General features: G+C 62.8%; 24 protein-coding genes and 1 pseudogene. 2 read left to right on the forward strand and 23 right to left on the reverse strand.

Annotated elements, in window-relative coordinates; all coding sequences use genetic code 11:
• The 4 genes and pseudogenes from DLM46_RS00005 to DLM46_RS00025 all read right to left on the reverse strand — a co-directional run.
• Positions 1 to 144: pseudogene (locus DLM46_RS00005) on the reverse strand (electron transfer flavoprotein subunit beta/FixA family protein); the annotation flags it as partial.
• 237 nt (positions 145 to 381) lie between these two features.
• Entirely contained in the window at positions 382 to 1,182 is an 801-nt protein-coding gene (locus DLM46_RS00015; protein ID WP_115098692.1) for a MetQ/NlpA family ABC transporter substrate-binding protein, read from the reverse strand.
• A 54-nt stretch (positions 1,183 to 1,236) separates the two neighbouring features.
• Entirely contained in the window at positions 1,237 to 1,890 is a 654-nt protein-coding gene (locus DLM46_RS00020) for a methionine ABC transporter permease (protein ID WP_115098693.1), read from the reverse strand.
• Entirely contained in the window at positions 1,880 to 2,914 is a 1,035-nt protein-coding gene (locus DLM46_RS00025) for a methionine ABC transporter ATP-binding protein (RefSeq protein WP_115098694.1), read from the reverse strand. The genes DLM46_RS00020 and DLM46_RS00025 overlap by 11 nt, the downstream gene beginning before the upstream one ends.
• 239 nt (positions 2,915 to 3,153) lie before the next feature.
• Between DLM46_RS00025 and DLM46_RS00030 the strand changes: the two genes are divergently transcribed.
• On the forward strand, positions 3,154 to 4,053 hold the full coding sequence (locus DLM46_RS00030) for an alpha/beta hydrolase (RefSeq protein ID WP_115098695.1): 900 nt from the start codon (positions 3,154 to 3,156) through the stop codon (positions 4,051 to 4,053).
• A gap of 38 nt (positions 4,054 to 4,091) precedes the next feature.
• On the opposite strand, the gene DLM46_RS00035 is transcribed toward DLM46_RS00030, so the two are convergent.
• Together DLM46_RS00035 and DLM46_RS00040 are read right to left on the reverse strand one after the other, a co-directional pair.
• Complete coding sequence (locus DLM46_RS00035; RefSeq protein WP_115098696.1) at positions 4,092 to 4,892, reverse strand: enoyl-CoA hydratase; 801 nt, start codon at positions 4,890 to 4,892, stop codon at positions 4,092 to 4,094.
• Positions 4,893 to 4,933: 41 nt separating this feature from the next.
• Positions 4,934 to 5,857: a histone deacetylase family protein gene (locus DLM46_RS00040; RefSeq protein ID WP_115098697.1), complete on the reverse strand. Its 924-nt coding sequence runs from the start codon at positions 5,855 to 5,857 to the stop codon at positions 4,934 to 4,936.
• Between the two features lie 199 nt (positions 5,858 to 6,056).
• Here DLM46_RS00040 and mltB point away from each other — a divergent pair, with 199 nt between their 5' ends.
• The gene (mltB, locus tag DLM46_RS00045; RefSeq protein ID WP_115098698.1) at positions 6,057 to 7,283 is read left to right on the forward strand and encodes a lytic murein transglycosylase B; all 1,227 of its coding nucleotides are present in this window, start codon (positions 6,057 to 6,059) and stop codon (positions 7,281 to 7,283) included.
• 108 nt (positions 7,284 to 7,391) lie between these two features.
• On the opposite strand, the gene cysM is transcribed toward mltB, so the two are convergent.
• From cysM to DLM46_RS00130, 17 genes are all read right to left on the reverse strand, one after another.
• The gene (cysM, locus tag DLM46_RS00050) at positions 7,392 to 8,294 is read right to left on the reverse strand and encodes a cysteine synthase CysM (protein WP_115098699.1); all 903 of its coding nucleotides are present in this window, start codon (positions 8,292 to 8,294) and stop codon (positions 7,392 to 7,394) included.
• 309 nt (positions 8,295 to 8,603) lie between these two features.
• Positions 8,604 to 8,969, reverse strand: coding sequence for a ComEA family DNA-binding protein (locus DLM46_RS00055; protein WP_115098700.1), 366 nt, complete (start codon positions 8,967 to 8,969; stop codon positions 8,604 to 8,606).
• Positions 8,970 to 9,045: 76 nt separating this feature from the next.
• Entirely contained in the window at positions 9,046 to 10,038 is a 993-nt protein-coding gene (gene rfaD, locus DLM46_RS00060; RefSeq protein ID WP_115098701.1) for an ADP-glyceromanno-heptose 6-epimerase, read from the reverse strand.
• Between the two features lie 93 nt (positions 10,039 to 10,131).
• Positions 10,132 to 11,139: a D-glycero-beta-D-manno-heptose-7-phosphate kinase gene (gene rfaE1, locus DLM46_RS00065; RefSeq protein ID WP_115098702.1), complete on the reverse strand. Its 1,008-nt coding sequence runs from the start codon at positions 11,137 to 11,139 to the stop codon at positions 10,132 to 10,134.
• Positions 11,093 to 12,508 carry a UDP-glucose dehydrogenase family protein gene (locus DLM46_RS00070; RefSeq protein ID WP_115098703.1) on the reverse strand — a complete coding sequence of 472 codons (1,416 nt, stop codon included), beginning with the start codon at positions 12,506 to 12,508 and terminating at the stop codon, positions 11,093 to 11,095. Before DLM46_RS00070 ends, rfaE1 begins: the two co-directional genes overlap by 47 nt.
• Positions 12,509 to 12,649: 141 nt before the next feature.
• Complete coding sequence (lapB, locus tag DLM46_RS00075; protein WP_115098704.1) at positions 12,650 to 13,825, reverse strand: lipopolysaccharide assembly protein LapB; 1,176 nt, start codon at positions 13,823 to 13,825, stop codon at positions 12,650 to 12,652.
• A gap of 73 nt (positions 13,826 to 13,898) precedes the next feature.
• Positions 13,899 to 14,192: a LapA family protein gene (locus tag DLM46_RS00080; RefSeq protein WP_115098705.1), complete on the reverse strand. Its 294-nt coding sequence runs from the start codon at positions 14,190 to 14,192 to the stop codon at positions 13,899 to 13,901.
• Positions 14,189 to 14,581, reverse strand: coding sequence for a hypothetical protein (locus DLM46_RS00085; protein ID WP_133300275.1), 393 nt, complete (start codon positions 14,579 to 14,581; stop codon positions 14,189 to 14,191). The genes DLM46_RS00080 and DLM46_RS00085 overlap by 4 nt, the downstream gene beginning before the upstream one ends.
• Positions 14,565 to 14,891, reverse strand: a complete 327-nt coding sequence (locus DLM46_RS00090; RefSeq protein WP_074300394.1) for an integration host factor subunit beta — start codon at positions 14,889 to 14,891, stop codon at positions 14,565 to 14,567. The genes DLM46_RS00085 and DLM46_RS00090 overlap by 17 nt, the downstream gene beginning before the upstream one ends.
• A gap of 132 nt (positions 14,892 to 15,023) precedes the next feature.
• Complete coding sequence (gene rpsA / locus DLM46_RS00095) at positions 15,024 to 16,754, reverse strand: 30S ribosomal protein S1 (protein ID WP_115098707.1); 1,731 nt, start codon at positions 16,752 to 16,754, stop codon at positions 15,024 to 15,026.
• A gap of 163 nt (positions 16,755 to 16,917) precedes the next feature.
• Positions 16,918 to 17,604, reverse strand: coding sequence for a (d)CMP kinase (cmk, locus tag DLM46_RS00100; protein WP_115098708.1), 687 nt, complete (start codon positions 17,602 to 17,604; stop codon positions 16,918 to 16,920).
• Positions 17,605 to 17,639: 35 nt separating this feature from the next.
• A complete protein-coding gene (aroA, locus tag DLM46_RS00105; protein ID WP_115098709.1) occupies positions 17,640 to 18,944 on the reverse strand; it encodes a 3-phosphoshikimate 1-carboxyvinyltransferase in 1,305 nt (434 codons plus the stop codon).
• A gap of 19 nt (positions 18,945 to 18,963) precedes the next feature.
• Positions 18,964 to 19,905, reverse strand: a complete 942-nt coding sequence (locus tag DLM46_RS00110) for a prephenate dehydrogenase (RefSeq protein ID WP_115098710.1) — start codon at positions 19,903 to 19,905, stop codon at positions 18,964 to 18,966.
• 51 nt (positions 19,906 to 19,956) lie between these two features.
• A complete protein-coding gene (hisC, locus tag DLM46_RS00115; protein WP_115098711.1) occupies positions 19,957 to 21,069 on the reverse strand; it encodes a histidinol-phosphate transaminase in 1,113 nt (370 codons plus the stop codon).
• Positions 21,070 to 21,136: 67 nt separating this feature from the next.
• Positions 21,137 to 22,219 carry a prephenate dehydratase gene (pheA, locus tag DLM46_RS00120; protein WP_115098712.1) on the reverse strand — a complete coding sequence of 361 codons (1,083 nt, stop codon included), beginning with the start codon at positions 22,217 to 22,219 and terminating at the stop codon, positions 21,137 to 21,139.
• 65 nt (positions 22,220 to 22,284) lie between these two features.
• Positions 22,285 to 23,367 (reverse strand): 3-phosphoserine/phosphohydroxythreonine transaminase, encoded by a 1,083-nt coding sequence (gene serC, locus DLM46_RS00125; RefSeq protein WP_115098713.1) that lies wholly within the window; start codon positions 23,365 to 23,367, stop codon positions 22,285 to 22,287.
• 273 nt (positions 23,368 to 23,640) lie between these two features.
• Positions 23,641 to 24,243 carry a DUF2059 domain-containing protein gene (locus tag DLM46_RS00130; RefSeq protein WP_115099218.1) on the reverse strand — a complete coding sequence of 201 codons (603 nt, stop codon included), beginning with the start codon at positions 24,241 to 24,243 and terminating at the stop codon, positions 23,641 to 23,643.
• Between the last annotated feature and the right edge of the window lie 90 nt (positions 24,244 to 24,333).

Consider the following 24,333-nt stretch of genomic DNA (forward strand, 5'->3'; position numbering starts at 1 on the left):
ACGAACTGCTTCTTCCACTGCGATTTCGTCGAACGGATTCATCGACATCTTCACGTTCGCGATGTCGACGCCCGTGCCGTCCGACTTCACCCGGACTTTCACGTTGTAGTCGACCACTCTCTTGACTGGCACCAGGATTTTCATGCACACGCTCCAAAGTTACGAATACGTCAACCCAGCGAACATTATAGCGACTGCCCTTACGGTAGCCGTGTCGCGGGCGCTTCAGCAGGAGGATATCGCTCCTCTGCGGCGTGACGGCAATATCGAACGGTCGTTCTATTTTAATCTCGAAAAAACCCGGGCGGCAACCCCGGGTTAAGACTTACGACTCTAATTTAGCTTTGCCGCCATGTCTTGCTTCGTCGAATGGCCGTCAGATCACCAGGCGGCGATCACCGACCCGCCGAATTTGCTTTCGACAAACTGCTTCACTTCCGGCGAATGATACGCCGCGACCAGCTTGGCGACCCACGGCTTGTTGCGGTCGGCTTCGCGGATCGCGATGATGTTCACGTACGGCCCCTTCGGGTCCTCGATCGCGATGGCGTCCTGTTTCGGCTTCAGGCCCGCTTCCATTGCGAAGTTGGTGTTGATCGCGGCGGCGTCCACGTCGTTCAGCGAGCGCGGGATTTGCGCAGCGTCGAGTTCGACGATCTTCAGCTTCTTCGGGTTGTCGACGATGTCGAGCGGCGTCGCCTTCAGGCCTGCATCCGCCTTCAGTTTCAGCAGACCCTGCTTTTGCAGCAGCAACAGCGCGCGGCCGCCATTGGTCGGATCGTTCGGCACCGCGATCTTCGCGCCCGGTTGCAACTCGGCGAGCGCCTTCACCTTCTTCGAATAGATGCCCATCGGGTACGTAACCGTGTCGGCCACGCGGATCAGCTTGTAACCGCGGTCCTTCACCTGCGCCTGCAAGTACGGATCGTGCTGGTAGCTGTTCGCGTCGAGGTCGCCGCCGGCGAGCGCCGCGTTCGGCTGCACGTAGTCGGAGAACTCGACGATCTTGATGTTCAGGCCGCTCTTCGCCGCGACCGTCTTCACGACTTCCATGATCTGCGCGTGCGGGCCGCCGGTTACGCCGACCTTGATCGAGTCGTCGGCTTGAGCAGCCGTAGCGGCAGCGAACAGCGACACGGCGCCGAGCGCGGCGGCCAGCTTGAGAATGAAACGACGTTGCATGTTGGACCTTTCCGAATCTATCGATTCTGTTGAGCGGGTTCCGATGACCCTTGTTTACTTATGGCTCAAACGGCGCACGAGCCAATCCCCGAACGACTGCACCAGTTGCACGAAGACGATCAGAATCACCACGACCGTCAACATCACTTCCGGCAGGAAACGCTGATACCCGTAACGGATGCCCAGGTCGCCGAGCCCGCCGCCGCCGATCGCGCCGGCCATCGCCGAATAGCCGACCAGCGAAACGAACGTGATCGTCAAACCGGCTACGACGCCCGGCAGCGATTCCGGCAACAGCACCTTGAAGACAATCTGGCTGGTGGTCGCGCCCATCGCCTGCGCGGCTTCGATCAGACCGCGATCGACTTCGCGCAAAGCGGTTTCGACCAGCCGCGCGATGAACGGCGCAGCGGCGATCGTCAGCGGCACCACGGCCGCGGCCGTGCCGATCGACGAACCCACCACCAGCCGCGTGAACGGAATCACCGCGACCAGCAGGATGATGAACGGCGTCGAGCGCACGGCATTGACGATCACGCCCATCACGCGGTTCACCGCGACGTTCCGCAACACACCCTGGCGATCCGTCAGATACAGCAGCACGCCGAGCGGCAAACCCACCAAAGCGCCGACCAGCCCGGAAATGCCCACCATCACGAGCGTTTCCCAGAACGACTGGACGAACATGTCGAACATTTCACTCAACATACGAGAGCTCCTCTACCACCACACCCTGTTCACGCAGATACGTCAGCGCCTGGGCGACCTTCGCCGGTTCGCCGCCCGCGAGCACCGCGAGCGAGCCGAACGCCTGCCCCTGGATCTCGTCGATCTGGCCATGCAGGATGTTGAAGTCGAGCTCATAGCGGCGAATCGTTTCCGACAGGATCGGCTGATCGACGCCCGAGCCGGTGAAGGCGAGGCGCAGCAAATGGCGGCTGCCGGTCTTCAGGCGTTCGGCCACACGCGCCTTCATCGCGGGCGGCAGCTCCTGGGCGATCACGTCGCCGATCAGCGCGCGCGTGACTTCGTGATGCGGTTGCAGGAACACGTCGATGACCTTGCCCTCTTCGACCACGCGGCCCGCGTCCAGCACCGCGACGCGGTCGCAGACCTGCTTGATCACGTCCATCTGGTGCGTGATCAGCACGACCGTGAGGTTCAGCTCGCGGTTGATGCGCTTGAGCAGTTCGAGAATCGCGCGGGTGGTTTCGGGATCGAGCGCGGAGGTGGCTTCGTCGGAGAGCAGCACTTTCGGCTTGCTCGCCAGCGCACGCGCGATGCCCACGCGCTGTTTCTGCCCGCCGCTGATCTGCGCCGGATAGCGATCCTTCTGCGCCGACAGCCCGACCAGTTCGAGCAGCGGCAGCACGTTCGCCTCGATCTCGTCGCGCTTCATGCCGGCCAGTTCGAGCGGCAACGCCACGTTCTCGTACACCGTACGCGACGACAACAGGTTGAAGTGCTGAAAGATCATGCCGATCTCGCGACGCGCCTCGCGCAATTGCGCGGTGGGCAGCGTCGTCAGATCGCGGCCGTTGACGACGATGTTGCCTTCGGTCGGGCGCGTCAGCAGGTTGATGGTGCGCACGAGCGTACTCTTGCCCGCGCCGCTGCGGCCGATGATGCCGAACACTTCGCCCGCCGGAATCGACAGATTGACGTTGTGCAGCGCCTCGACCCAGCCCCGGGGCCCCTCGAAGCGCTGAGAGATATTGCGTATTTCGATCATGGAAAAACGAAACGGCGGAGGTTGCCAGCGAGCGTTTTGCGCTCCCGACAAGCGGCCGCCGTTGCTTTTATTGGGATTTGAGGCGGCAATTCTACCGCAGCACCGACATACCCTTTAATAATCAATTACGATCTTTTCATAACCAGAGAGAATTAGAGGCACGCCCGGCAAGCGATTCTCGCTGCGCACGACGGCTGCGACTATGATCGGGCGGATCAAAATCAGGACACATGGCGGCTATGGAGACAACCCAACCCAGCAATGCGCGTCCCGCGGCGGAGATCCGCACTGGCGCCCCGTCGAGCTCGACGGTCACGACCAGCGACGGCTTCGAACTGCCGCTCTATCGCTGGCCGGCCGCCGCGCCGCTGCGCGCCACGGTCGCTCTGTTGCATGGGCTGGCGGAACACGCAGGGCGCTACGCCGCGCTGGCAGCGCGCCTGAACGCGGCCGGCATCGAACTGGTCGCGATCGATTTGCGCGGGCACGGGCAAGCGCCCGGCAAACGAGCCTACGTGAAGCGTTTCGACGACTATCTGCTGGATGCGCAGGCCTTGCTCGACGCCGCGGCGCAGAGTTGCGCCCCGCTCTTCCTGATGGGGCACAGCATGGGCGGCGCAGTGGCAGCGCTCTACGCGATCGAGCGCCTCGATCCGACCGGCCGGCGACTGAGCGGCCTGATCCTGTCGAGCCCCGCGCTCGCGCCAGGCCGCGACGTACCGCGCTGGATGCTCACGCTGAGCCAGGTGATCAGCCGCCTGTGGCCGACCTTCCCGGCGATGAAAATCGACGCGGCTTTGCTGTCGCGCCTCGAGTCAGTGGTGAACGCCAATCGCCGCGATCCACTGGTGCACCACGGCTCAATACCCGCGCGCACCGGAGCGGAAATCCTGCTGGCGATGACACGCATAGAACGAGGCCGCGCGGGCTTGCGCGTGCCGCTGCTGGTGTATCACGGCACCGCGGACAAGCTCACCGAACCCGATGGCAGCCGCGATTTCGGCAAGCACGCAGGTTCACCGGACAAGACGCTCACGCTGCACGAGGACAGCTACCACGAAACGATGAACGATCTGGACCGCGACCGGGTGATCGGGGAATTGATTGGGTGGATCGAGGCGCGCCTGCCCAGGACCTGAGCGCTGCGGCGACAGCCTCGCATGACGGCGAGGCGCCGCTAGCGCTTCCAGTCGGGCGCGCGTTTGTCGATGAAAGCCTGCACGCCTTCGAGCGCGGAGTCGTCCATCATGTTGCAGGCCATCGTCTGACCGGCGAGCTGGTACGCCGCTTCAATGCCCATCTCCAGCTGACGGTAGAAGAGGCCCTTGCCGGCGCTGACGGCTTCGACCGGCTTCGCGCAAATGCTGGTGGCGAGTCTCGCGACCTCGGCATCGAGCGCGTCCGCCGGCACCACACGGTTCACAAGACCCTGATGCTTCGCCTCGGCTGCATCGATGAAGTCGCCGGTCAGCAGCATTTCGAGCGCTGCCTTGCGCGACAGGTTGCGCGACAGCGGCACCGAAGGCGTCGCGCAGAAGAGCCCCAGGTTGACGCCGGAGACCGCAAAGCGCGCGGTATCGGCAGCGACCGCGAGATCGCACATCGCCACGAGCTGACAGCCGGCCGCCGTCGCGATGCCGTGCACGCGCGCGATCACCGGCTGCGGCAAGCGCTGGATCGTCAGCATCAGCTTCGTGCAGCGCGCGAACAATGCCTGATAGTAAGGAAGCGCCGGCGCCGCGCGCATTTCCTTCAGATCGTGCCCCGCGCAAAAGGCGCGGCCCGCGCCGGCGATCACGACCACCCGCGCGCCGGACTGCCCGAGCTCGGTCAACGCGGTCTGCAGTTCGTCGAGCAGGCCCTCGGAAAGCGCGTTGAACGCGTCCGGCCGGTTCATCGTCACCAGCACGACGCCCGGCAAGCCGTACGCGCCGTATTCGATCTCCACCAGTGAAGCGCTGCGCATATCGGCATTCATGGCTCGCTCCTTTGAAGTTCGGGGTTGGTTCGCTGCGGCGTTCAGATCCCGGCCAGCGCGCGCACATGCGCGACCACGCTGCGTCCGAGCGCCGACAGGTTATAGCCGCCTTCCAGGCAACTGACGATACGTCCTTGCGCATAACGCCTTGCGATCTCGCGAACCTGGTCGGTGATCCACGCGTAGTCGTCTTCGACGAGGCCCATATTGCCGAGATCGTCCTCGCGGTGCGCGTCAAAGCCGGCCGAAATGAAGATCATCTCCGGCTTGAATTCGTGCAGACGCGGCAGCCACAGCATATCGACCACCTCGCGCACCGCCATGCCGTTCGAGCGCGCCGGCATCGGCACGTTGCACATGTTGGGCGCCTGGTTGTCGGCGCCGGTGAACGGATAGAACGGATGCTGGAAGATGCTGCACATCAGCACGCGCGAATCGCCCGAAAAGGCGGCTTCGGTGCCGTTGCCGTGATGGACGTCGAAGTCGACGATCGCGACGCGCTCCATACCGTGCACCTCGAGCGCATGGCGCGCGGCAATCGCGACGTTGTTGAAGAAGCAGAAACCCATCGCACGCGCCGGCTCGGCATGATGGCCGGGCGGGCGCACGCTGCAAAACGCGTTGTCGTAATGGCCTTCGACGACGGCGTCGGTCGCGGCCACCGCGGCGCCCGCCGCGCGCAGTGCGGCCTGCCAGGTGTGCGGGTTCATCGACGTGTCGGGGTCGATTTCGGCGAGGCCCTCGGCGGGCGAGCGGCTACGGACGTAATCGATGTGCGCCTGGGTATGCACGCGCAATAGTGCGGCTTCGTCGGCAAGCGGCGGCGACTCGCGTTCGATCAGCGAGTCGATGCGGCTTGCGATCAGCTGGTCTTCGATTGCCTGCAGGCGCGCCGGGCATTCGGGATGCCATTGCCCCATATCGTGCAGCAGACAGTCGGCGTGGGAATAAAAGCCTGTTGCCATGGTTCTCTTCTGCACCGCGGCGCCTTCAGGGCGCGCGGCGTGTCTCCGTCCAAGGGCGCGCACCCGCGGCGCGCCAACTATCGTCAAGTTACCACACGATGCGGTTATGACGTGCCAGGCTCAGTTTTGCAGAAGGCGTCGGGTATACTGCCCCCGATCCGTTTTCCCCCGTCTCTTTTGCACCGCGCCCCAGCTCACTATGACCGTCAAGCTTGCTCTGTCTGCACGAACCCGGCTACGCACAACGAACGTCGCCGCCGCACTGTCCGTCGCGTGGTGCGCGTTCACAGCAGCCAGTCCGGCAATGGCGCAAAGCACCGCGCAAAAACCGCCGCTGCTGGTCGCGCAAAGCCAGCCGCAACCGGCGGTGCCGCAAGGGCAAACCTTCGAAGAAGAGATCATCCCGCAGCGCTATGCGGATAATCCCAACGTCGACGCGTTCATCAACGACATGTCCGCGCGCTACGACTTCGACCAGGCCGCGCTGCACGCGCTGTTTGCACGTGTGAGCTATTCGGCGACCGCGGTCAAGCTGGTCACGCCGTCGCCCTCGCCGTCGGTCAAGAACTGGCGCGTGTATCAGTCGCGCTTTCTCGACCAGGTTCGCATCAACGCCGGCGTGCGCTTCTGGCGCGCCAACCAGGCGACGCTGCAACGCGCTTACGAAGAGTTCGGCGTACCGCCGGAAGTGATCGTCGGCATCATCGGCGTGGAGACGATCTACGGCCGCTTCATGGGCAACTTCCGCGTGCTCGATGCGCTGACCACGCTCACTTTCGACTATCCGAACACCGCCAATCGCGCGGATCGTCAGGCGACCTTCCGCAAGAATCTCGAAGACTACCTGGTGTGGACGCGCGATTCGCAAATCGATCCGACCACGGTGCTCGGTTCGTACACCGGCGCAATCGGCATCCCGCAATTCCTGCCCAGCAGCATCGTGCAATACGCGGTGAGCTACGACGGCAACAAGCAGATCGATCTGCGTACGAGCGAGGCGGATGCGATCGGCAGCGTGGCGAACTATCTGCGCCAGAACGGCTGGGAAAACGGCCGGCCCGTGGTATGGAAGATCGGTTCCGACGCGGGCAGCCTGGGCGTTGCGCAAGCTGCCGCGGACGGTCAGCCGGAACCGCACTGGCCGTTGCAGCAACTGCTGCGCGCCGGGCTGGCGATGGACGAGCCGGGGCTCGATATCGCGTCTGAAGCGGGTACGCCGGTGACGGTGGTCGATTTGCCCTCGCCGGGGCGGGGCACCGAATACATGCTGGGCTTGAAGAACTTTTATGTACTGACGCGCTATAACCGCAGCTTCTTTTATGCACTCGCGGTTTATCAGTTAGGCGAGCGGGTCAAAGCGCAGATGGCCGCGAGCGATGCGGCGAACGGCAACCATGCGGCGCCGCCAAATGCGGCTTCGCAGTAGACTGCGCTGCGGGGCCCTGGGTCCCCCGCTGCAACCAGATACAAAAAAGCGCCGGCTGAAACCGGCGCTTTTTTGTTGGTTCGCGCGATCAAGCGCAAGCGGGCATGATCAAGCCGGAAACACACCTGTCGACAGATAACGGTCGCCGCGGTCGCAGACGATAAACACGATCGTCGCGTTCTCGACCTGGCGCGCGACCCGCAGCGCCACTTCGCATGCACCGCCCGACGAAATGCCTGCAAAAATCCCTTCGACGGACGCGAGGCGCCGCGCCATCGCTTCAGCGGCGGCCTGGCCCACGTTCTCGACGCGGTCCACGCGGCTGCGATCGAAAATCTTCGGCAGATACGCTTCCGGCCACTTGCGGATGCCAGGAATGCGCGAGCCCTCTTCCGGCTGCGCGCCGATGATCTCGATCGCCTGATTCTTTTCCTTCAGATAGGCGGAGACGCCCATGATCGTGCCGGTCGTGCCCATCGACGACACGAAGTGCGTGATGCGCCCTTCGGTGTCTCGCCAGATTTCCGGGCCGGTTCCTTCGACGTGCGAGGCCGGATTGTCCGGGTTTGCGAACTGGTCGAGGATGACGCCCTTGCCCTCGCGCTGCATCTGCTCGGCGAGGTCGCGGGCGTATTCCATGCCGCCCGTGACCGGCGTCAATACGATCTGCGCGCCGTAGGCCGCCATGCTCTGACGGCGCTCCACCGAAAGATCCTCCGGCATGATCAGCACCATCTTGTAGCCGCGGATCGCCGCTGCCATCGCCAAAGCGATGCCGGTGTTGCCGCTCGTCGCCTCGATCAGCGTGTCGCCCGGCTTGATGCGGCCGCGTGCTTCCGCTTTCTTGATCATCGACAGTGCCGGGCGGTCCTTCACCGAACCCGCGGGGTTGTTGCCCTCGAGCTTCGCGAGGATCACGTTGTTGCGGTTGCGGATATCGTCATCGGGGAGCCGGACGAGTTGCACGAGCGGCGTATTGCCGATCGTGTCTTCAATCGTTTTATAAGCCATATCGGTTCTGGAGCTGTCGATGCGCGGAGTGTTCAATCCATCGATTCTAAACCACCGTGCGTGAGCCCGCCGCGCGGCCCTTCTGCCCGCATGGATGCAGCGTCGACGTACCGCCGATACATGGAGCCCATTCACCGCGGAAAACCGGCGCAAAAATACACGCAAAAAACCCGCGGCCGAGAACCGCGGGAGCCAGTCATCTGCATGACAGCTGAAGGAGTGTTCCTGCCAACTCCGACCATGAAGGGGAACTACATCAGCAGGCCTTGCGCGCACGGGAGCAGCCCCGCGCACAAGGCCCGCGCGAGGCTATTTCTTCACCGCCACAGTGGCGCTGCTCTTTTGCGTATTGCCCGCAGCGGGCGCGCCTTTGGTTTGGCCAGCCGCCGCAGTCTGCGCGCCAGTAGCCGCGCCAGCCGGACCGACAGCGAGACCCTCCGCCTGCAGGCGCTCGACGGTATGCCCGCCCAAGCCTTTGACGCGCGCGCCGAGATCGGCCGGGTCCTTGAATGGACCATGCGCAGCACGCTCGTCGAGAATGGCTTTCGCTTTGGCGGCACCGATGCCCTTGATGCCGCGCAGCGCATCCTCGTTTGCCGTGTTGACGTCGACCGCCGCATACGCGTGGCCGAAAGCGGCGAGCATGGCCGCGGTAACCAGAATTTTTCGAAACATATGGAATCTCCTCGTACAACCGGTTGGCGACCATCACCAACCGGGAGATTCCAGTTTAAAGAGGGATCCGAAAGATTTACACCTGGCCGAATAGCCAACGTACGTAACGATCGACGCCTTCCTGCACGCTCAAAAACGGCGCGTCATAGCCCGCCGCGTGCAGCTTCGTCAGGTCTGCTTGCGTGAAGCATTGGTACTTGCCGCGCAATGCATCGGGGAACGGAATGTATTCGATCAGCCCGCGCTGCACCTGATCGGCGAGCGACAACGGCGCTTCGTGGTTCAGCGAGCGCAGCGTGTTGACCACCGTGCTCGCGATGTCGTTGAACGGCTGCGCGCGGCCGCTGCCCAGGTTGAAGATGCCCGACTTGTCCGGATTGTCGAAGAAGAACAGATTGACCTTCACCACGTCTTCTACAGAGACGAAATCGCGCGTCTGTTCGCCCGCTGCATAACCGTTGTATTCGCCGAACAGCTTGACCTTGCCTTCGGCGCGGAACTGGTTGAAGTTGTGAAACGCCACCGACGCCATGCGCGCCTTATGCGTTTCACGCGGACCGTACACGTTGAAGTAACGGAAGCCCGCGATCTGGCTCTTTGCGGTGGGCAGCACGCGACGGATCACCTGGTCGAACAGGAACTTCGAATAGCCGTACACGTTCAGCGGCTGCTCGACTTCGCGCTCTTCGACGAAACGGCTCGAGCCACCGTAAGTGGCCGCAGAGGACGCATACAGGAACTGGATGTTCTGCTGCTGGCAGACATCGAGCACGTCGCGGCTATAGCGGAAGTTGTTGTCCATCATGTAGCGGCCGTCGGTTTCCATCGTGTCCGAGCAGGCGCCTTCGTGGAAGATCGCGCGCACTTTGCCGAAGTCGCCGCGCTTGAAGCGTTCGACAAATTCGGTCTTGTCGAGGTAGTCGTCGATTTCGCAGTCGACGAGGTTCTTGAACTTGTCCGCGCGCGTGAGATTGTCGACAGCGATGATGCGTTGCTCGCCGCGCTCGTTGAGCGCCTTCACGAGATTGCTGCCGATAAAGCCGGCCGCGCCGGTGACGATGAGGGTCATGATGGTCCTGCGCTAATGAAGTTCAGTTGACGCTCCGCGGTCTCTGCCCGCGCGCCGCGATCCGGCGCAAAGCAGGAGCCTGAGCGAGCCGCATCAATGAAAGAGTTCGTCGTAGTCGACGGTGGCGGTGCCGAGTTTGCCGACCACGATGCCGGCTGCGCGATTCGCGAGTCCGACCGCCTCGACCAGCGTGAGGCCCGCGCCGAGCATGGCGGCAAGGGTGGCGATCACGGTGTCGCCCGCGCCCGATACATCATACACTTCGCGTGCCACGGCCGAAGCGTGCAGGATGCCGTCGTCGGAGAAGAGCGTCATACCCTCTTCCGAGCGCGTCAACAGCAGCGCCTTGAAATCGAGATCGGCGCGCAATCGAGTCACGCGCGCGATCAGATCTTCTTCGGATTTCCACTGGCCGACCACTTCGCGCAACTCGGCGCGATTCGGCGTGATCAGCGTCGCGCCGCGATAGCGCTCCCAGTCGTCGCCCTTCGGATCGACCAGCACCGGCTTGCCCGCCGCATGCGCCTTCGCAATCATCTGCGTGACGTGCGTGAGACCACCCTTCGCGTAATCGGACATCAGGATCACGTCGTGCGACGGCAGCAAGTCGTCGAAACGGGCGAGGCCCGCGAGCAGCACTTCGTGCGCCGGCGTGTTTTCGAAATCGACGCGCAGCAACTGCTGCTGACGCGACAGCACGCGCAGCTTGATCGTCGTGAGCAACGCGGGATCGCGTTCGAGATGCGACGTCACGCCGCTATCGCCGAGCAGCTGCACGATGCGCTCGCCGGGTTCGTCGTGGCCAACCACGCACAGCAAACCCGCTTGCGCACCGAGCGCCACCGCGTTGCGCGCCACGTTCGCCGCACCGCCGAGCCGGTCTTCCTGCCGCTGCACATGCACGACCGGCACCGGCGCCTCAGGCGAGATGCGGTTCACGTCGCCGAACCAGTAGCGATCGAGCATCACGTCGCCAACTACCAGCACGCGCGCCGCGCCGAGCTGCTCGCGCGACACGACAGTGAGCGCCGGCGCCGGCGTGGACAGAGCGCCCTCAGGCATTGCTGGGGACATCGGCCGGAAGTTCGGAGGGTTGGGCATAAGGGCGTCCAATCGAGTGATAGTCGATGCCGAGCTCGGTCATCGCGTCCGGTTCGTAGAGATTGCGGCCATCGAAAATCAGTGGCGTCTTCAGCACCGATTTCAGATGCACGAAATCCGGGCTCTTGAATTCCTTCCATTCGGTAACGATCACGAGCGCGTCGGCGCCGGTAAGCGTTTCGTCCTGGGTACTCGTGAAATTCAGGCGCGCGAGCTGGTCCGGCGCATCGTGCAAATCGATGGCGAAAACGCGGCGTGCTTCGGTCACCGCGACCGGATCGTACGCGCGAACCTGGGCGCCACGCTTGAGCAATTCAGCGATCACGCGACGGCTCGGCGCTTCGCGCATGTCGTCGGTATTCGGCTTGAACGCGAGGCCCCACACCGCGAACGTGCGGCCGCTCAGATCCTCACCGAGCTTCGCCGTGATCTTGCGGACCAGCACGTCCTTCTGTTTGTAGTTCACTTCCTCGACCGCTTCGAGAATGCGCAGATTGTGACCGATTTCGCTCGCGGTGCGGATCAGCGCCTGCACGTCCTTGGGGAAGCACGAACCACCATAGCCAGCACCGGCATACAGGAAGTGATAGCCGATGCGCGGGTCCGAGCCGATGCCGCGACGCACCGCTTCGATGTCCGCGCCGACGCGATCCGCCAGATTCGACATCTCGTTCATGAACGAGATGCGCGTGGCGAGCATCGCATTGGCGGCGTATTTCGTGAATTCAGCCGAGCGAACGTCCATATACAACGTGCGATCGTGATTGCGATTGAACGGCGCGTACAGACGCTTCATCAGCTCGCGCGCGCGCAGGCCGGCTTCGTCTTCGTCGCTGCCGATCACGATGCGATCGGGGCGCATGAAGTCGTCGACCGCCGCGCCCTCTTTCAGAAACTCAGGATTGGAGACTACCGAGAAGCGGTGCTGCTCACTGTTGGCGAGCCCACGTTTGACCAGTTCCTCCTCGACCACCGCGTGCACGCGCTGCGCGGTGCCGACCGGCACCGTCGATTTGTCGACGATCACCTTGAAGCCGTTCATCGTGCGGCCGATGTTGCGCGCCGCCTCGAGCACGTATTGCAGATCGGCCGAGCCGTCCTCGTCGGGCGGCGTGCCGACGGCGATGAACTGTACGTCGCCGTGCGCGACACTCGCTTCGATGTCCGTTGAAAACGTGATGCGGCGAGCCGCGCGCGTGCGGGCAATGATCTCCTGCAAACCCGGCTCGTGGATTGGCACGCCGCCGTTGTTGAGGATTTCGATCTTGCGCGGGTCGACGTCGAGACAGAAGACGTCGTGGCCGATTTCAGCGAGACACGCGCCAGTGACGAGGCCGACATAGCCTGTGCCGATAATGGTGATTTTCATACGCTTTCCGGTTGAAGGTTCCGGTGATGATTCCCGGTGGTGAAGCCGGTCATGAACACGTTACGAGGTCCGCCCACGCCTGCGCTGTTGCCATGCGCGTAGCGCAGCAATCGCGCAGGCCGACGCACGGCCACCGCGGCGTCAATTCGACGCGGTGATCGGTTCGACGCGACGCGGCGCGTAGGTTTCCCAACCGCTGCAGCCCGGGCACTGCCAGTAGAAAAGCCGCGCCCGAAAGCCGCAATTCTGGCACGTATACCGTGGCAGATTTTTGGTGCGCTGGCGGATCAGCGTACGCATCAACTCCAGTTCGCTGCGCCGCGGCTCTTCCGCGACGGCTTGCTGCGCTTCCAGCAGACGCGTCATGCCCGCCAGATTAGGCGACTTCTGCATCTGCGAGCGCGCCAGCGCATGGGCCGCATCGGGCCCGCGCAACGCCGCGACGTGCTGATACGCAACGTCGAGCAGATCGTTCGACGGGTAGCGATCCACCCACGTGGTCAGCAGATCGGCGCCCTCTTGCGGACGGCCGAGCGCTTCGTAGGCCTTCATCAGTTTTTCGGCGATGAGCGGCAGATACGCCGGATTCTGCTCCTCGACGCGCCGCCATTGGCCGACGGCAGCTTCTTGCGCGCCGCCTGCCGCATCGACGTCGCCGAACAGGATCGTTGCGCGCACGTTGGTCGGATTGGCCTTCAACGCAAGGCCAAGCTGGCGGCGTGCCTCGTCCGGGTTTTTCTGTTGCAGCGCCTCCTGCGCCAGTTCGCAATGGAACTGCGCGATTTCCTTGTCGAGCGATTCGGCGCCCATCGTTTCCAGATGGCGCGCGGTGTCGATCGACTTGACCCAGTCTTTCTCGATTTCGTAGATGGTCAGCAACGCGCGTTGCGCACCCAACGCGTAGTCGCCAGTTTCGAGCGAGCGGAAGGTTTCCTCCGCGCGATCGAGCAGGCCCGCTTTCAGGAAGTCTTGCCCCAGTTCGTAGAGCGCATGATCGCGCTCAGTGACAGGCAGATCCGCACGGCTCAGCAGATTCTGGTGCACGCGGATCGCGCGATCCGTTTCACCGCGGCGCCGGAACAGATTTCCCAGCGCGAAGTGCAACTCGACCGTCTCCGGGTCGAGCTTGACCACTTCGATGAACGCATCGATCGCTTGATCAGGCTGCTCATTGAGCAGGAAATTCAGACCGCGAAAATACGAACGCGGCAGGTTGGCGCTTTCGGACAGCAGCGTCTTGAGGTCGTAGCGCGCGGCCATCCAGCCGAACGCGAAAGCGACGGGTATGACAAGCAGCCACCAGAAGTCTAGATCCATGCGATTAATGCAAAAGAACGGGAAGGCGAAAACCGAAAGCCGCGCGCTTGCCGTACGCGCGGCGGAAGAAAACTTAGATCAGCGGCGGCATCGGCGGTTGTTCGACCACCACCGGCGTTTCGCGCGCCACCCGCAACTCGCGCTTGAGCCGGCCGTTCTCCATGCGCAAACGCACCATGGCCGGCATCGACGACAGCAGTCCGGCCAACAGCCCGACCACGAAAAAGGCGAGCCCGATCAGTATCAGCGGAGCCTGCCATGCGTAGCCAGCCAGGAAATTCAGCGTAGCGGGTTGCGTATTGGAGAGCGCGAGCACCAGCAGCAGCACGAACACCAGTACACGGATCAGCCAGACGATAAATTTCATGAATAGGTCTCTTGACGGCAGTTGCGGGGTGACGCCGGCTTGATGACGCGTCGCGCCACGGTGTTGCCCGCGCCGAAGTGACCCGTATTGTAATTGAAGCCCTCGCGGCTGGGCAGGAACTGGCTGATTGCGGACTTACACGAGCTATATCCTGCTGCGATCGAATGCATTGACCAGGCCTGCTCGATTTCGGGACGCACCGTGCGCGCCAGCGACGCCACACCCAGCGTACTGACGAAAACGCAGACGAAAACGCAGACGAAAACGCAGACGAAAAAAAAAGCGCCCGAAGGCGCTTTTTCTGGTGTTTTGCCGTCTGGCTTTGGCCGCTGACGCAACCGATGCCGCGCTGCAAACCGCACAGCGGAGCATTTACAGGTCGTCGTCATCCGGCTCTTCGGCCTTCAGTGGTTCGCCCGAACGCCGATCGACCCGCTCGCGCAATTCCTTGCCTGGCTTGAAGTGCGGTACATACTTCTCGGGTACCAGCACCTTCTCGCCCGACTTCGGATTACGCCCGACACGGGAAGGACGACGGTTGAGGCCGAAGCTGCCGAAGCCGCGAATTTCGATGCGATGACCGTTGGCAAGCGCCTCCGACATCGCATCAAGCATCGTCTTCACCGCGAAATCCGCATCTTTCAACACAAGCTGCGGGAATCGCGTAGCCAACTGGGCGACCAATTCCGATTTGGTCATACTGCAGCAGACCTCTCAAGAAAACGCCGGACCGCCCCCAAGTTTTCCGCCCCGCAGGAAGTCCCCTTGGGGGATTGCCCCCCTTGGGGGGCCTGACGCGAAGCGACAGGTTGTTTGGGGGCGCTTCTCAATTTACTGGCTCTGGCCGTCGAGCTTGGCCTTCAGCAGTGCGCCGAGGTTCGTCGTGCCGGTTGCAGCCGCGCTGTTGTCCGACGCGAGGCCGCGGATGGCTTCCTGCTGTTCGGCCGAGTCCTTGGCCTTGATCGACAGGTTGATGCCGCGCGACTTGCGATCGATGTTGATGATCATCGCGTTGACCTTGTCGCCTTCCTTCAGCACATTGCGAGCATCTTCCACGCGGTCTTGTGCGATTTCCGAAGCGCGCAGGTAGCCTTCGACTTCAGCCGACAGCTGAACCACTGCACCCTTGGCGTCCACCGACTTGACCACGCCGTCGACGATCGAACCCTTGTCGTTCATTGCAACGAAGTTGCTGAACGGGTCGCCTTCGAGCTGCTTGATACCCAGCGAAATACGTTCCTTCTCGACGTCGATGCCGAGAACGATCGCTTCCACTTCGTCGCCCTTCTTGTACTTGCGAACAGCTTCTTCGCCCGTTTCGCTCCACGACAGGTCCGACAGGTGAACCAGACCGTCGATGCCGCCCGGCAGACCGATGAAGACGCCGAAGTCGGTGATCGACTTGATTGCGCCTTGCAGCTTGTCGCCCTTCTTGAAGTTGCGGCTGAAGTCGTCCCACGGGTTCGGCTTGCATTGCTTCATGCCGAGGCTGATACGGCGGCGGTCTTCGTCGATTTCGAGAACCATGACTTCGACTTCGTCGCCCAGCTGAACAACCTTCGACGGTGCAACGTTCTTGTTCGTCCAGTCCATCTCCGACACGTGGACGAGTCCTTCGATGCCCGATTCCACTTCGACGAATGCGCCGTAGTCGGTGATGTTGGTGACCTTACCGAACAGGCGCGTGCCCGACGGGTAACGGCGCGAGATGCCTTCCCACGGATCGTCGCCCAGTTGCTTGATACCCAGCGAAACGCGGTTCTTCTCTTGATCGAACTTGAGGATCTTCGCGGTGACTTCCTGACCAACCGACAGCACTTCGCTCGGATGACGCACACGACGCCATGCGATATCCGTGATGTGCAGCAGGCCGTCGATACCGCCGAGGTCCACGAACGCGCCGTAGTCGGTGATGTTCTTGACCACGCCTTCCACGATCGCGCCTTCCTTCAGCGTTTCGAGCAGCTTTGCGCGCTCTTCGCCCTGAGTCGCTTCGATCACGGCACGGCGCGACAGCACGACGTTGTTACGCTTGCGGTCGAGCTTGATGACGCGGAATTCGAGGGTCTTGCCTTCGTACGGGGTCGTGTCCTTGACCGGGCGCGTATCAACCAGCGAACCCGGCAGGAACGCGCGGATGCCGTTGACCATGACGGTCATGCCGCCCTTGACCTTGCCCGTGATCGTGCCGGTCACGAGTTCGTTGTTGTCGAGAGCCTTTTCCAGCGACAGCCACGAAGCCAGACGCTTCGCCTTGTCGCGCGACAGGATCGTGTCGCCATAGCCGTTTTCCAGCGCGTCGATCGCGACGGAAACGAAGTCGCCCGCCTGCACTTCTACCTCGCCCGCGTCGTTCAGGAACTCTTCGAGCGGGATGTAGGCTTCGGACTTGAGACCAGCGTTGACGACCACGAAGTTGTGGTCAACGCGCACGACTTCGGCGGAGATCACTTCGCCGGCGCGCATGTCTTGCTTGGTCAGCGACTCTTCGAACAGAGCCGCAAAAGATTCGGTATTCGGGGTAGAGGTTTGCAGGTCGGACATAAAAATCAAAATTTGCATGGTTCTCGCGGTGCCCGGCTGGCCGGACGGCCAGCAATTTCGGCAAGAGTGCGAATGCCACGCGGGGTTAAAGGGTTAATACACGCTCCACGACCATCGCGGAGCACCTACTGACAACACAACTTCTACTGCGCCCGATGTCGATGCGCAACTCGTACATTCATCAAGCATGCGGGACTAAGGCTTCATACCACTGCACCACCTGTTCGACCGCCTGGTCGACCGACAATGCCGAGGTATCAAGCAGCTTTGCATCCGCTGCGGGCTTGAGCGGCGCGGCTGCGCGCTGACTGTCACGCTCGTCGCGCTCACGCAAATCCCGGAGCAAGTCATCTATATTAGCAGAAAATCCTTTTTGGATCAATTGCTTATACCGGCGCGCGGCGCGCGCCTCCACGCTGGCGGTCAAGAACACCTTCAGCACGGCGTCCTGGAAGATCACGGTGCCCATGTCGCGGCCGTCGGCAACCAGCCCCGGCTCCTTGCGAAAAGCCCGCTGACGCGCCACCAGCGCGGCGCGCACGGGAGCGTGCACGGCAATCGCCGAGGCCCGGCTGCCGACTTCCTCCGCGCGAATCTCGGCGGATACATCGACGCCGTCGAGCTGCGCCAGGCCCTCGCGAAAGGTGATGTGCAGGTCGTCGATCAGCATTGCAAGCGCGTCGGCATCGTCCGGCGCGATGTTGTAGCGCATGCTCGCGAGCGCGGCGAGCCGGTACAGCGCACCACTGTCCAGCAAGTGAAAACCGAGGCTCGCGGCAACCAGCGCGGCCACCGTGCCCTTGCCGGAGGCGCTCGGGCCGTCGATCGTGATGACGGGCGTCTGGTGAAAGGGACGGGTCGGTTTCATCGAAAAAGTCGCACGTCAGTCGATTTGGGGTCGAATCAGGGTTGGGCGAGCGCGGTGAAGCGCTCGAAATAGTCAGGGAACGTCTTGCCGACGCACTTCGGATCGTTGATCCGGATCGGCACGCCGCCGAGGCTCACCAGCGAGAAGCACATCGCCATGCGGTGATCGTCGTAGGTGTCGATCGAGGCGTTCGGGATCAGTTTTTCCGGCGGCGTGACGACGAGGTAATCCTCGCCCTCCTCCACTTTGGCGCCGACCTTGCGCAGCTCGGTCGCCATCGCCGCGATCCGGTCGGTTTCCTTCACTCGCCAGCTAGCGATGTTACGCAGCGTGGTGGTGCCGTCGGCGAACAGCGCGGCTACGGCGATCGTCATCGCCGCGTCGGGAATCAGGTTGAAGTCCATGTCGATCGGCTCGAGCTTGCCGTGGTCGTGGCCGACGCCGCGCACCTCGATCCAGTCGTCGCCCATCTGCAGGTTCGCGCCCATCCTGATCAGCGCATCGGCAAAGCCGACATCGCCCTGAATGCTGGCCCGGCCGACGCCCTCCACCCGTAGCGGCCCGCCGCCGAGCGCGCCCGCGGCGAGAAAGTACGACGCCGACGACGCATCGCCTTCCACCATGATCGTGCCCGGCGACTGATAGCGCTGTCCCGCCGGCACGACGAACTGGTGCCAGCCGTGGCGTTCGACCTTGATGCCGAAGCGCTCCATCAGCTTGATCGTGATCTCGATGTACGGCTTCGAGATCAGTTCGCCGTCGACCTGCACGGTCGTGACACCGCTTTCGGTGCGCAACAGCGGCAGTGTCATCAGCAGCGAAGTGAGGAACTGGCTCGACACGTCGCCGCGCACGCGGATCGGCGCGTCGGCGGAAATCTGCCCCGGGCGAATCCGCAGCGGCGGATAACCTTCATTCGCTTCGTAATCGATCCTCGCGCCGATCTGCCGCAAACCGTCGACCAGATCGCCGATCGGCCGCTCGTGCATGCGCGGCACGCCGTGAATGCGATAGTCGCCGCCATTGACCGCGAGTGCCGCCGTGAGCGGACGCACCGCCGTGCCCGCATTGCCGAGGAACAGATCGGCAGTGCGAGCGGTGAACGCGCCGCGCGTGCCGGTGACGACGCAGGTGTCGCCATCGCGCTTCAGACGTACACCGAGCTTTTCGAGCGCGTCGAGCATGACGCGCGTGTCGTCCGAATCGAGCAGGTTGGTGATGGTCGTTTCGCCTTCGGCGAGCGCGGCAAGCAGCAGCACCCGGTTCGAAATGCTCTTCGAGCCTGGCAGACGAACCGTGCCGGACGCACGGGAAAACGGTCCGAGATCGAGGAATTCCATGATTGAGTCCAGTTTCCAGTTATTTCGATGCGTCGCTGGGCGCAACCGCTGCGCCTCGCTGGTCCTGCCATTCGGTACGCGCGACCCGCGAGCGGGCGAACACGGCTTCGAGGGCGGCGCCGTCGGCAGCCTCGATCGCCGTCCGCAAGCGCGCGAGCACCGCTGTGTAGGCATCGAGCTCGTCGAGCAAAGCGACGCGATTCGCGACGCATACGTCGCGCCACATTTCCGGGCTCGACGCGGCAATGCGCGTGAAGTCGCGGAAACCGCCCGCAGCAAAGGCGAATTTCAGCGCGGCGTCGGGCGAATTGAGAATCTGCTCGACCAGCGCGAACGACAGCACGTGCGGCAGATGGCTGACCGACGCGAACACGCGGTCATGCTGCTGCGACGTCATCTCGTGAACGGCGGCGCCGGTGGCGCGCCACATGGCGGCGACACGCGCGACGGCTTCGGCCGAATTCTCCGGCAGCGCGCACAGCACGACGTTGCGGTTCACATACAGATCGGGCAAGGCGGCATCCACACCGCTCGACTCGCGTCCGGCGATCGGATGCCCCGGCACGAACTGGCCGATGCGCGCCCCGAGCGCCGCTCGGGCGGCGGCGACCACGTCGGATTTGGTGCTGCCGGCATCGGTGACGATCGTGTCAGCGTCGAGAAACGGCGCGATGCGTTCGAGCAGAGGCTGAGTCTGCGCGACGGGTGCGGCAAGCAGCACGAAGTCCGCGCCGGACAATGCTTCGCGCAACGCGGCGGCGTCGTTCAGCGCAGCGGTTCCGTCGATCACGCCTAGCTCCAAAGCGCGCGCCGTCGACGCGGACGAACGTCCGACACCGACTACTGTGCGCGCGCCTTCGGCTTCACCCCGCTCGCGCAACGCGCGCGCAAGCGATCCGCCGATCAGGCCGACACCGAAAATCACCAGTTTGTTAAAAGAGAACGCGGCCACGTCGGTCACAGAAAAAGCGCGCCTTTCAGGTAGCGAGGCGCGCGGGTCAAGAACTACCGCTTACGCGGTGGCGAGCGTTTTTTCAAGCGCCACGAGGAACGTTTCATTTTCTTCCGGCAGACCGATCGTGATGCGCAGCCATTGCGGCAAACCGTAATTGCCGACCGGACGCACAATCACGCCCTGCTTCAACAATTCGAGGTTCACGCGGTTGCCGGCTGCGTCGTCGTTGCCGACGCGCACCAGCACGAAGTTGCCGTCCGACGGCACATACTCGAGACCGAGCTTGTCGAACGCCTCGGTCAGACAGCGATAGCCCTGCGCGTTCAACGCCGCGCTCTTTTCCAGAAACGCCTTGTCGTTCAGCGCCGCGATCGCCGCGGCTTGCGCCAGCGTGTTGACGTTGAACGGCTGACGCAGACGGTTCAGCAGATCGGTCAACTCGGGTTGCGCGATCGCGAAACCGACGCGCAAGCCAGCCAGACCAAACGCCTTCGAGAACGTGCGCGACACCAGCAGATTCGGATAACGGCGCACCCACGCGATCGAGTCGTAGCGCTTTTCTTCCGGCAGATATTCGGTGTACGCCTCGTCCAGCACGACGACCACGTTACGCGGCACTTTGTCCAGAAACGCTTCGAGCTTCGCGCCTTCAATGAACGTGCCGGTCGGGTTGTTCGGGTTCGCGACGAAAATGAGGCGCGTGTCGCCGGTGATCGCAGCGAGCATTGCGTCGAGATCGTGACCGTACCTGAGCGCCGGCACAACGATCGCGCGCGCGCCGACGCCTTGCGTGGCCAACGCGTACACGGCGAACGAATACTGCGAATAGACGATCGACTGGTCCTTCTCGACAAACGCGTGCGCCGCGATTTCGAGGATGTCGTTGCTGCCGTTGCCGAGCGTGACCCACTCGGACGGCACGCCGTAGCGCTCGCTCAACGCGGCCTTCAGCTCGAACGCATTGGCGTCCGGATAGCGGCCCAGTTCACTTGCGGCTTGCGCCATGGCGCGCTGCGCCGACTCCGGCATGCCGAGCGGATTTTCGTTCGACGCCAGCTTCACGATAGTCGCTTCGTCGAGGCCGAACTCGCGGGCCACTTCCGAAATCGGTTTGCCGGCGATATAGGGCGCAATCGCGCGCACGTAGGAAGGGCCGAAGGACGTTGTCATGAAATCTCCGAACGACTATTAGTCAATGAATGTGCAGCCGGCGCGCTCGAATGCGATAAGCAAGGCATTAGCGAGCGCGCGGATACGAGCCGAGTATCTTCAGGAACGCGGCCTTCTGGCCGAGTTCGGCGAGCGCGGCGGCAACCGCCGGATCGTCGCGATGACCTTCGACGTCGATGTAGAAGTAGTACTCCCACGTGCCGACGCGCGCCGGACGCGATTCGAAACGGGTCATCGATACGCTGTGGCGCGCGAGCGGCTCGAGCAGCTTGAATACCGCGCCAGGTTCGTTCGCCACAGAAACGATCAGCGACGTCTGATCGTGCCCGCTTGCGCCGGTGCGCTCCTTGCCGATCATCACGAAGCGGGTGCGGTTGTGCGGATCGTCCTGGATCAGCGCGTATGCGACCTGCAAACCGTAGTGCGTCGCGGCGCGATCGCCAGCGATCGCGGCGACCGTCGGATCGTCCGCCGCCATCCGCGCCGCTTCCGCGTTGCTCGACACCGCGTGGCGCTCCAGATGCGGAGCGTTCGTGGAAAGCCAGCGCTGGCATTGGGCGAGAGCCTGCGCATGCGCGCACACGCGCGTCACGCCGGTGAGGCCGCCGTTCAGCGTCAGCAGGTTGTGGTGAATCGGCAAAGCCAGTTCGCCGCCGATCGTGAGCTGCGTTTGCAGCAGCAGATCGAGCGTGCGCGACACCGCGCCTTCAGTCGAATTCTCGACCGGCACGACGCCAAATTCAGCGGCGCCCGCCTCGACCGAGCGAAATACTTCGTCGATCGACGGGCATGGCAGACCTTCGATCGACTGACCGAAGTACTCGTGCATCGCCTGTTCGGTATACGTGCCGACCGGGCCGAGGAAAGCGGCCTTGATCGTTTTTTCGAGGGCGCGGCTCGCGGCCATGATCTCGCGCCAGATCGCGCTGATATGTTCGCTCGCGAGCGGCCCTTCGCTCATGTCCTGCAAGCGCGCGATCACCTGCTGCTCGCGTTCGGGGCGGAACACCGGCGCGTTGAAATGCTTCTTGACCTCGCCCACTTCGAGCGCGACCGCCGCCCGTTGATTGAGCAGCGCGATCAACTGCGCGTCGAGCGCGTCGATGCGTTCGCGAAGCGGTTTGAGTCGGGTATTGAGTTCGTCGTCCATGCGTGAAAACGGCCCTGCCGGGTAACTTGCTGGAAAGGATACGCGCGCCTGAATGCCTGACACTGTCAGGCGCTGCGCTGTTCGAATTCCTTCATGTATTCGACAAGCGCTTTGACGCCTTCGAGCGGGACGGCGTTATAAAGCGACGCCCGCATGCCGCCGACGGACTTGTGGCCCTTTAGCTGCACCATTCCCCGCGCTTTCGCGCCGGCCAGGAAATCTTCGTTGCGCGACTCGTCGGCGAGGAAAAACGGTACGTTCATCCGCGAGCGCGAGCCACGTTCGACCTTGTTCAGATAGAAGCTGCTCGAATCGATCGCGTCGTACAACAGCTTTGACTTTTCGAGGTTGCGCGCCTCCATCGCGGCAAGGCCGCCCTGCTTCTTCAACCACTTGAACACCAGCCCGGCGATGTAGATCGCGTAAGTGGGCGGCGTGTTGTACATCGAATTGTTCTCGGCGACGGTTTTCCACTCGAACGCCGACGGGCAGATCGTTTGCGCGCGATCCAGCATATCTTCGCGCACGATCACGACCGTCACACCCGCCATGCCGATGTTCTTCTGCGCGCCGCCGAACAGCACGCCGTATTTGGCGATGTCCATTGGGCGCGACAGGATGTGCGACGACGCGTCCGCAACCAGCGGAATATCACCCATATCGGGAATCTCGAAGGTCTCGACGCCGTGAATCGTCTCATTGGTGCACAGATGCACGTACGCCGGGTCGGCTGACAGTTGCCATTCGGAGCGTGCCGGCGCGCGCGTGAAGCCGTCCGCCGTCTGGCCGCTCGCCGCGAGATGCACGGTGCCGTACTTTTGCGCTTCCTTGAACGATTTTTGCGACCACGAACCCGTCACGACGAAGTCCGCGCGCGGTTTCGCGCCGAGCAGATTCATCGGGATGATCGCGTTTTCGCCCAGACCGCCGCCTTGCAGGAACAGGATGTGGTGGCTGGCCGGCACCGCGAGCAAATCGCGCAAATCGACGAGCGCTTCCTCGTGGATCGACATGAACTCTTTACCGCGATGGCTCATTTCCATCACGCTCATGCCGCTGCCTTGCCAATCGAGCATCTCGTCGGCCGCCTGGCGCAGCACTTCTTCTGGCATCGCCGCAGGGCCGGCGGAGAAATTAAAGACGCGCATCGTGGAGTTCCCGGAAGCAGGGGCGAAAAAAAACGTAAATCGCGTAAAAATCTGCGAAGTTGCCAACCGCGCAGCTTGACGTCGCAAAGCTGGCAACGCGAATTTGACGACGCAAGTTTGACGACGATTTCGCGCCCAAAAAGATAATGGCCGTCTGCGCGTGTGCGCAAACGGCCATTATCGCATTGTCGCCGCCAACCCGCCAAACCCGGACGCTGTAAAGCGTACCGATCGGCGGCTAGCGCGATGTCAGCGCAGCCTTTCGATCCCGGCTTACTTAGCCGGCTTGACCGATGCGACTTCCTTGTCGGCCTGGTCGCGCGTTGCCTTGATCGATTGCGGCATGTACTTCTGCATCAAGCCATTCACGACGTCGCGGCCAACCTGGTCCTGGACCTGGATGAACTTGCGGCCGGTCGGGCTCTTGTAGAACGTGGTCAGATCCTTGATTTCCGAGGTGCTGTAGTACTTCGCGTAAGCGTCGTACTGAGCTTGCATGGCGTCTTGACGGAAACTGTCCGTTGCGAACACCTGGCCTGCACCGTCAACCAGCTTCGGCACTGCATTCTTTTGCAACGTCGGGACGGAAGCCTGCTTCTGCTTGTCCGTCAGCGTCTTGTTTTCGCTCAGCGCGTCCGACAGGATGGCCGGAACCAGTTGCTTGGCTTGCATTTGCGCGCTGTTGCCGATGGCGCCGACGAGCTTCTGTGCGTCGATTGCGTCCAGCAGATCCTTGATAGCAGCCTGCTTGGTCGGATCAACCGGTGCTGCGGCAGCAGCCGGGGCCGCCGGAGCCTGGCTTTGAAGCGCTTGAGCCATAGCAAAGGTCGGCACGATAGCAGCCAGCAACATCAGTTGTTTGAATCGTTTTTGCATCATTACTCCCTAAGAGAAATTAACCTGAACTGCCAGCTGCGCGGGATACGTATCGGCCCGATACGCCATTCTCCCCTGCACAGCTTTCAC

The sequence above is a fragment of the Paraburkholderia lacunae genome, assembly GCF_003353175.1.
Taxonomy (GTDB): domain Bacteria; phylum Pseudomonadota; class Gammaproteobacteria; order Burkholderiales; family Burkholderiaceae; genus Paraburkholderia; species Paraburkholderia lacunae.

Excerpts from the sequence above, each read along its gene's own strand:
- DLM46_RS00040 (WP_115098697.1), bottom strand. The coding sequence starts at position 5,857 with ATGGCAACAGGCTTTTATTCCCACGCCGACTGTCTGCTGCACGATATG.
- aroA (WP_115098709.1), bottom strand. The coding sequence starts at position 18,944 with ATGGAATTCCTCGATCTCGGACCGTTTTCCCGTGCGTCCGGCACGGTT.
- DLM46_RS00025 (WP_115098694.1), bottom strand. The coding sequence starts at position 2,914 with ATGATCGAAATACGCAATATCTCTCAGCGCTTCGAGGGGCCCCGGGGC.
- DLM46_RS00055 (WP_115098700.1), bottom strand. The coding sequence starts at position 8,969 with ATGTTTCGAAAAATTCTGGTTACCGCGGCCATGCTCGCCGCTTTCGGC.
- lapB (WP_115098704.1), bottom strand. The coding sequence starts at position 13,825 with ATGGATCTAGACTTCTGGTGGCTGCTTGTCATACCCGTCGCTTTCGCG.
- rfaE1 (WP_115098702.1), bottom strand. The coding sequence starts at position 11,139 with ATGCCCAACCCTCCGAACTTCCGGCCGATGTCCCCAGCAATGCCTGAG.
- DLM46_RS00070 (WP_115098703.1), bottom strand. The coding sequence starts at position 12,508 with ATGAAAATCACCATTATCGGCACAGGCTATGTCGGCCTCGTCACTGGC.
- hisC (WP_115098711.1), bottom strand. The coding sequence starts at position 21,069 with ATGACAACGTCCTTCGGCCCTTCCTACGTGCGCGCGATTGCGCCCTAT.
- DLM46_RS00080 (WP_115098705.1), bottom strand. The coding sequence starts at position 14,192 with ATGAAATTTATCGTCTGGCTGATCCGTGTACTGGTGTTCGTGCTGCTG.
- rfaD (WP_115098701.1), bottom strand. The coding sequence starts at position 10,038 with ATGACCCTCATCGTCACCGGCGCGGCCGGCTTTATCGGCAGCAATCTC.
- cysM (WP_115098699.1), bottom strand. The coding sequence starts at position 8,294 with ATGGCTTATAAAACGATTGAAGACACGATCGGCAATACGCCGCTCGTG.
- DLM46_RS00130 (WP_115099218.1), bottom strand. The coding sequence starts at position 24,243 with ATGCAAAAACGATTCAAACAACTGATGTTGCTGGCTGCTATCGTGCCG.
- DLM46_RS00090 (WP_074300394.1), bottom strand. The coding sequence starts at position 14,891 with ATGACCAAATCGGAATTGGTCGCCCAGTTGGCTACGCGATTCCCGCAG.
- cmk (WP_115098708.1), bottom strand. The coding sequence starts at position 17,604 with ATGAAACCGACCCGTCCCTTTCACCAGACGCCCGTCATCACGATCGAC.
- mltB (WP_115098698.1), top strand. The coding sequence starts at position 6,057 with ATGACCGTCAAGCTTGCTCTGTCTGCACGAACCCGGCTACGCACAACG.
- serC (WP_115098713.1), bottom strand. The coding sequence starts at position 23,367 with ATGCGCGTCTTTAATTTCTCCGCCGGCCCTGCGGCGATGCCAGAAGAA.
- rpsA (WP_115098707.1), bottom strand. The coding sequence starts at position 16,754 with ATGCAAATTTTGATTTTTATGTCCGACCTGCAAACCTCTACCCCGAAT.
- DLM46_RS00015 (WP_115098692.1), bottom strand. The coding sequence starts at position 1,182 with ATGCAACGTCGTTTCATTCTCAAGCTGGCCGCCGCGCTCGGCGCCGTG.
- pheA (WP_115098712.1), bottom strand. The coding sequence starts at position 22,219 with ATGGACGACGAACTCAATACCCGACTCAAACCGCTTCGCGAACGCATC.
- DLM46_RS00085 (WP_133300275.1), bottom strand. The coding sequence starts at position 14,581 with ATGACGACGACCTGTAAATGCTCCGCTGTGCGGTTTGCAGCGCGGCAT.
- DLM46_RS00020 (WP_115098693.1), bottom strand. The coding sequence starts at position 1,890 with ATGTTGAGTGAAATGTTCGACATGTTCGTCCAGTCGTTCTGGGAAACG.
- DLM46_RS00035 (WP_115098696.1), bottom strand. The coding sequence starts at position 4,892 with ATGAATGCCGATATGCGCAGCGCTTCACTGGTGGAGATCGAATACGGC.
- DLM46_RS00030 (WP_115098695.1), top strand. The coding sequence starts at position 3,154 with ATGGAGACAACCCAACCCAGCAATGCGCGTCCCGCGGCGGAGATCCGC.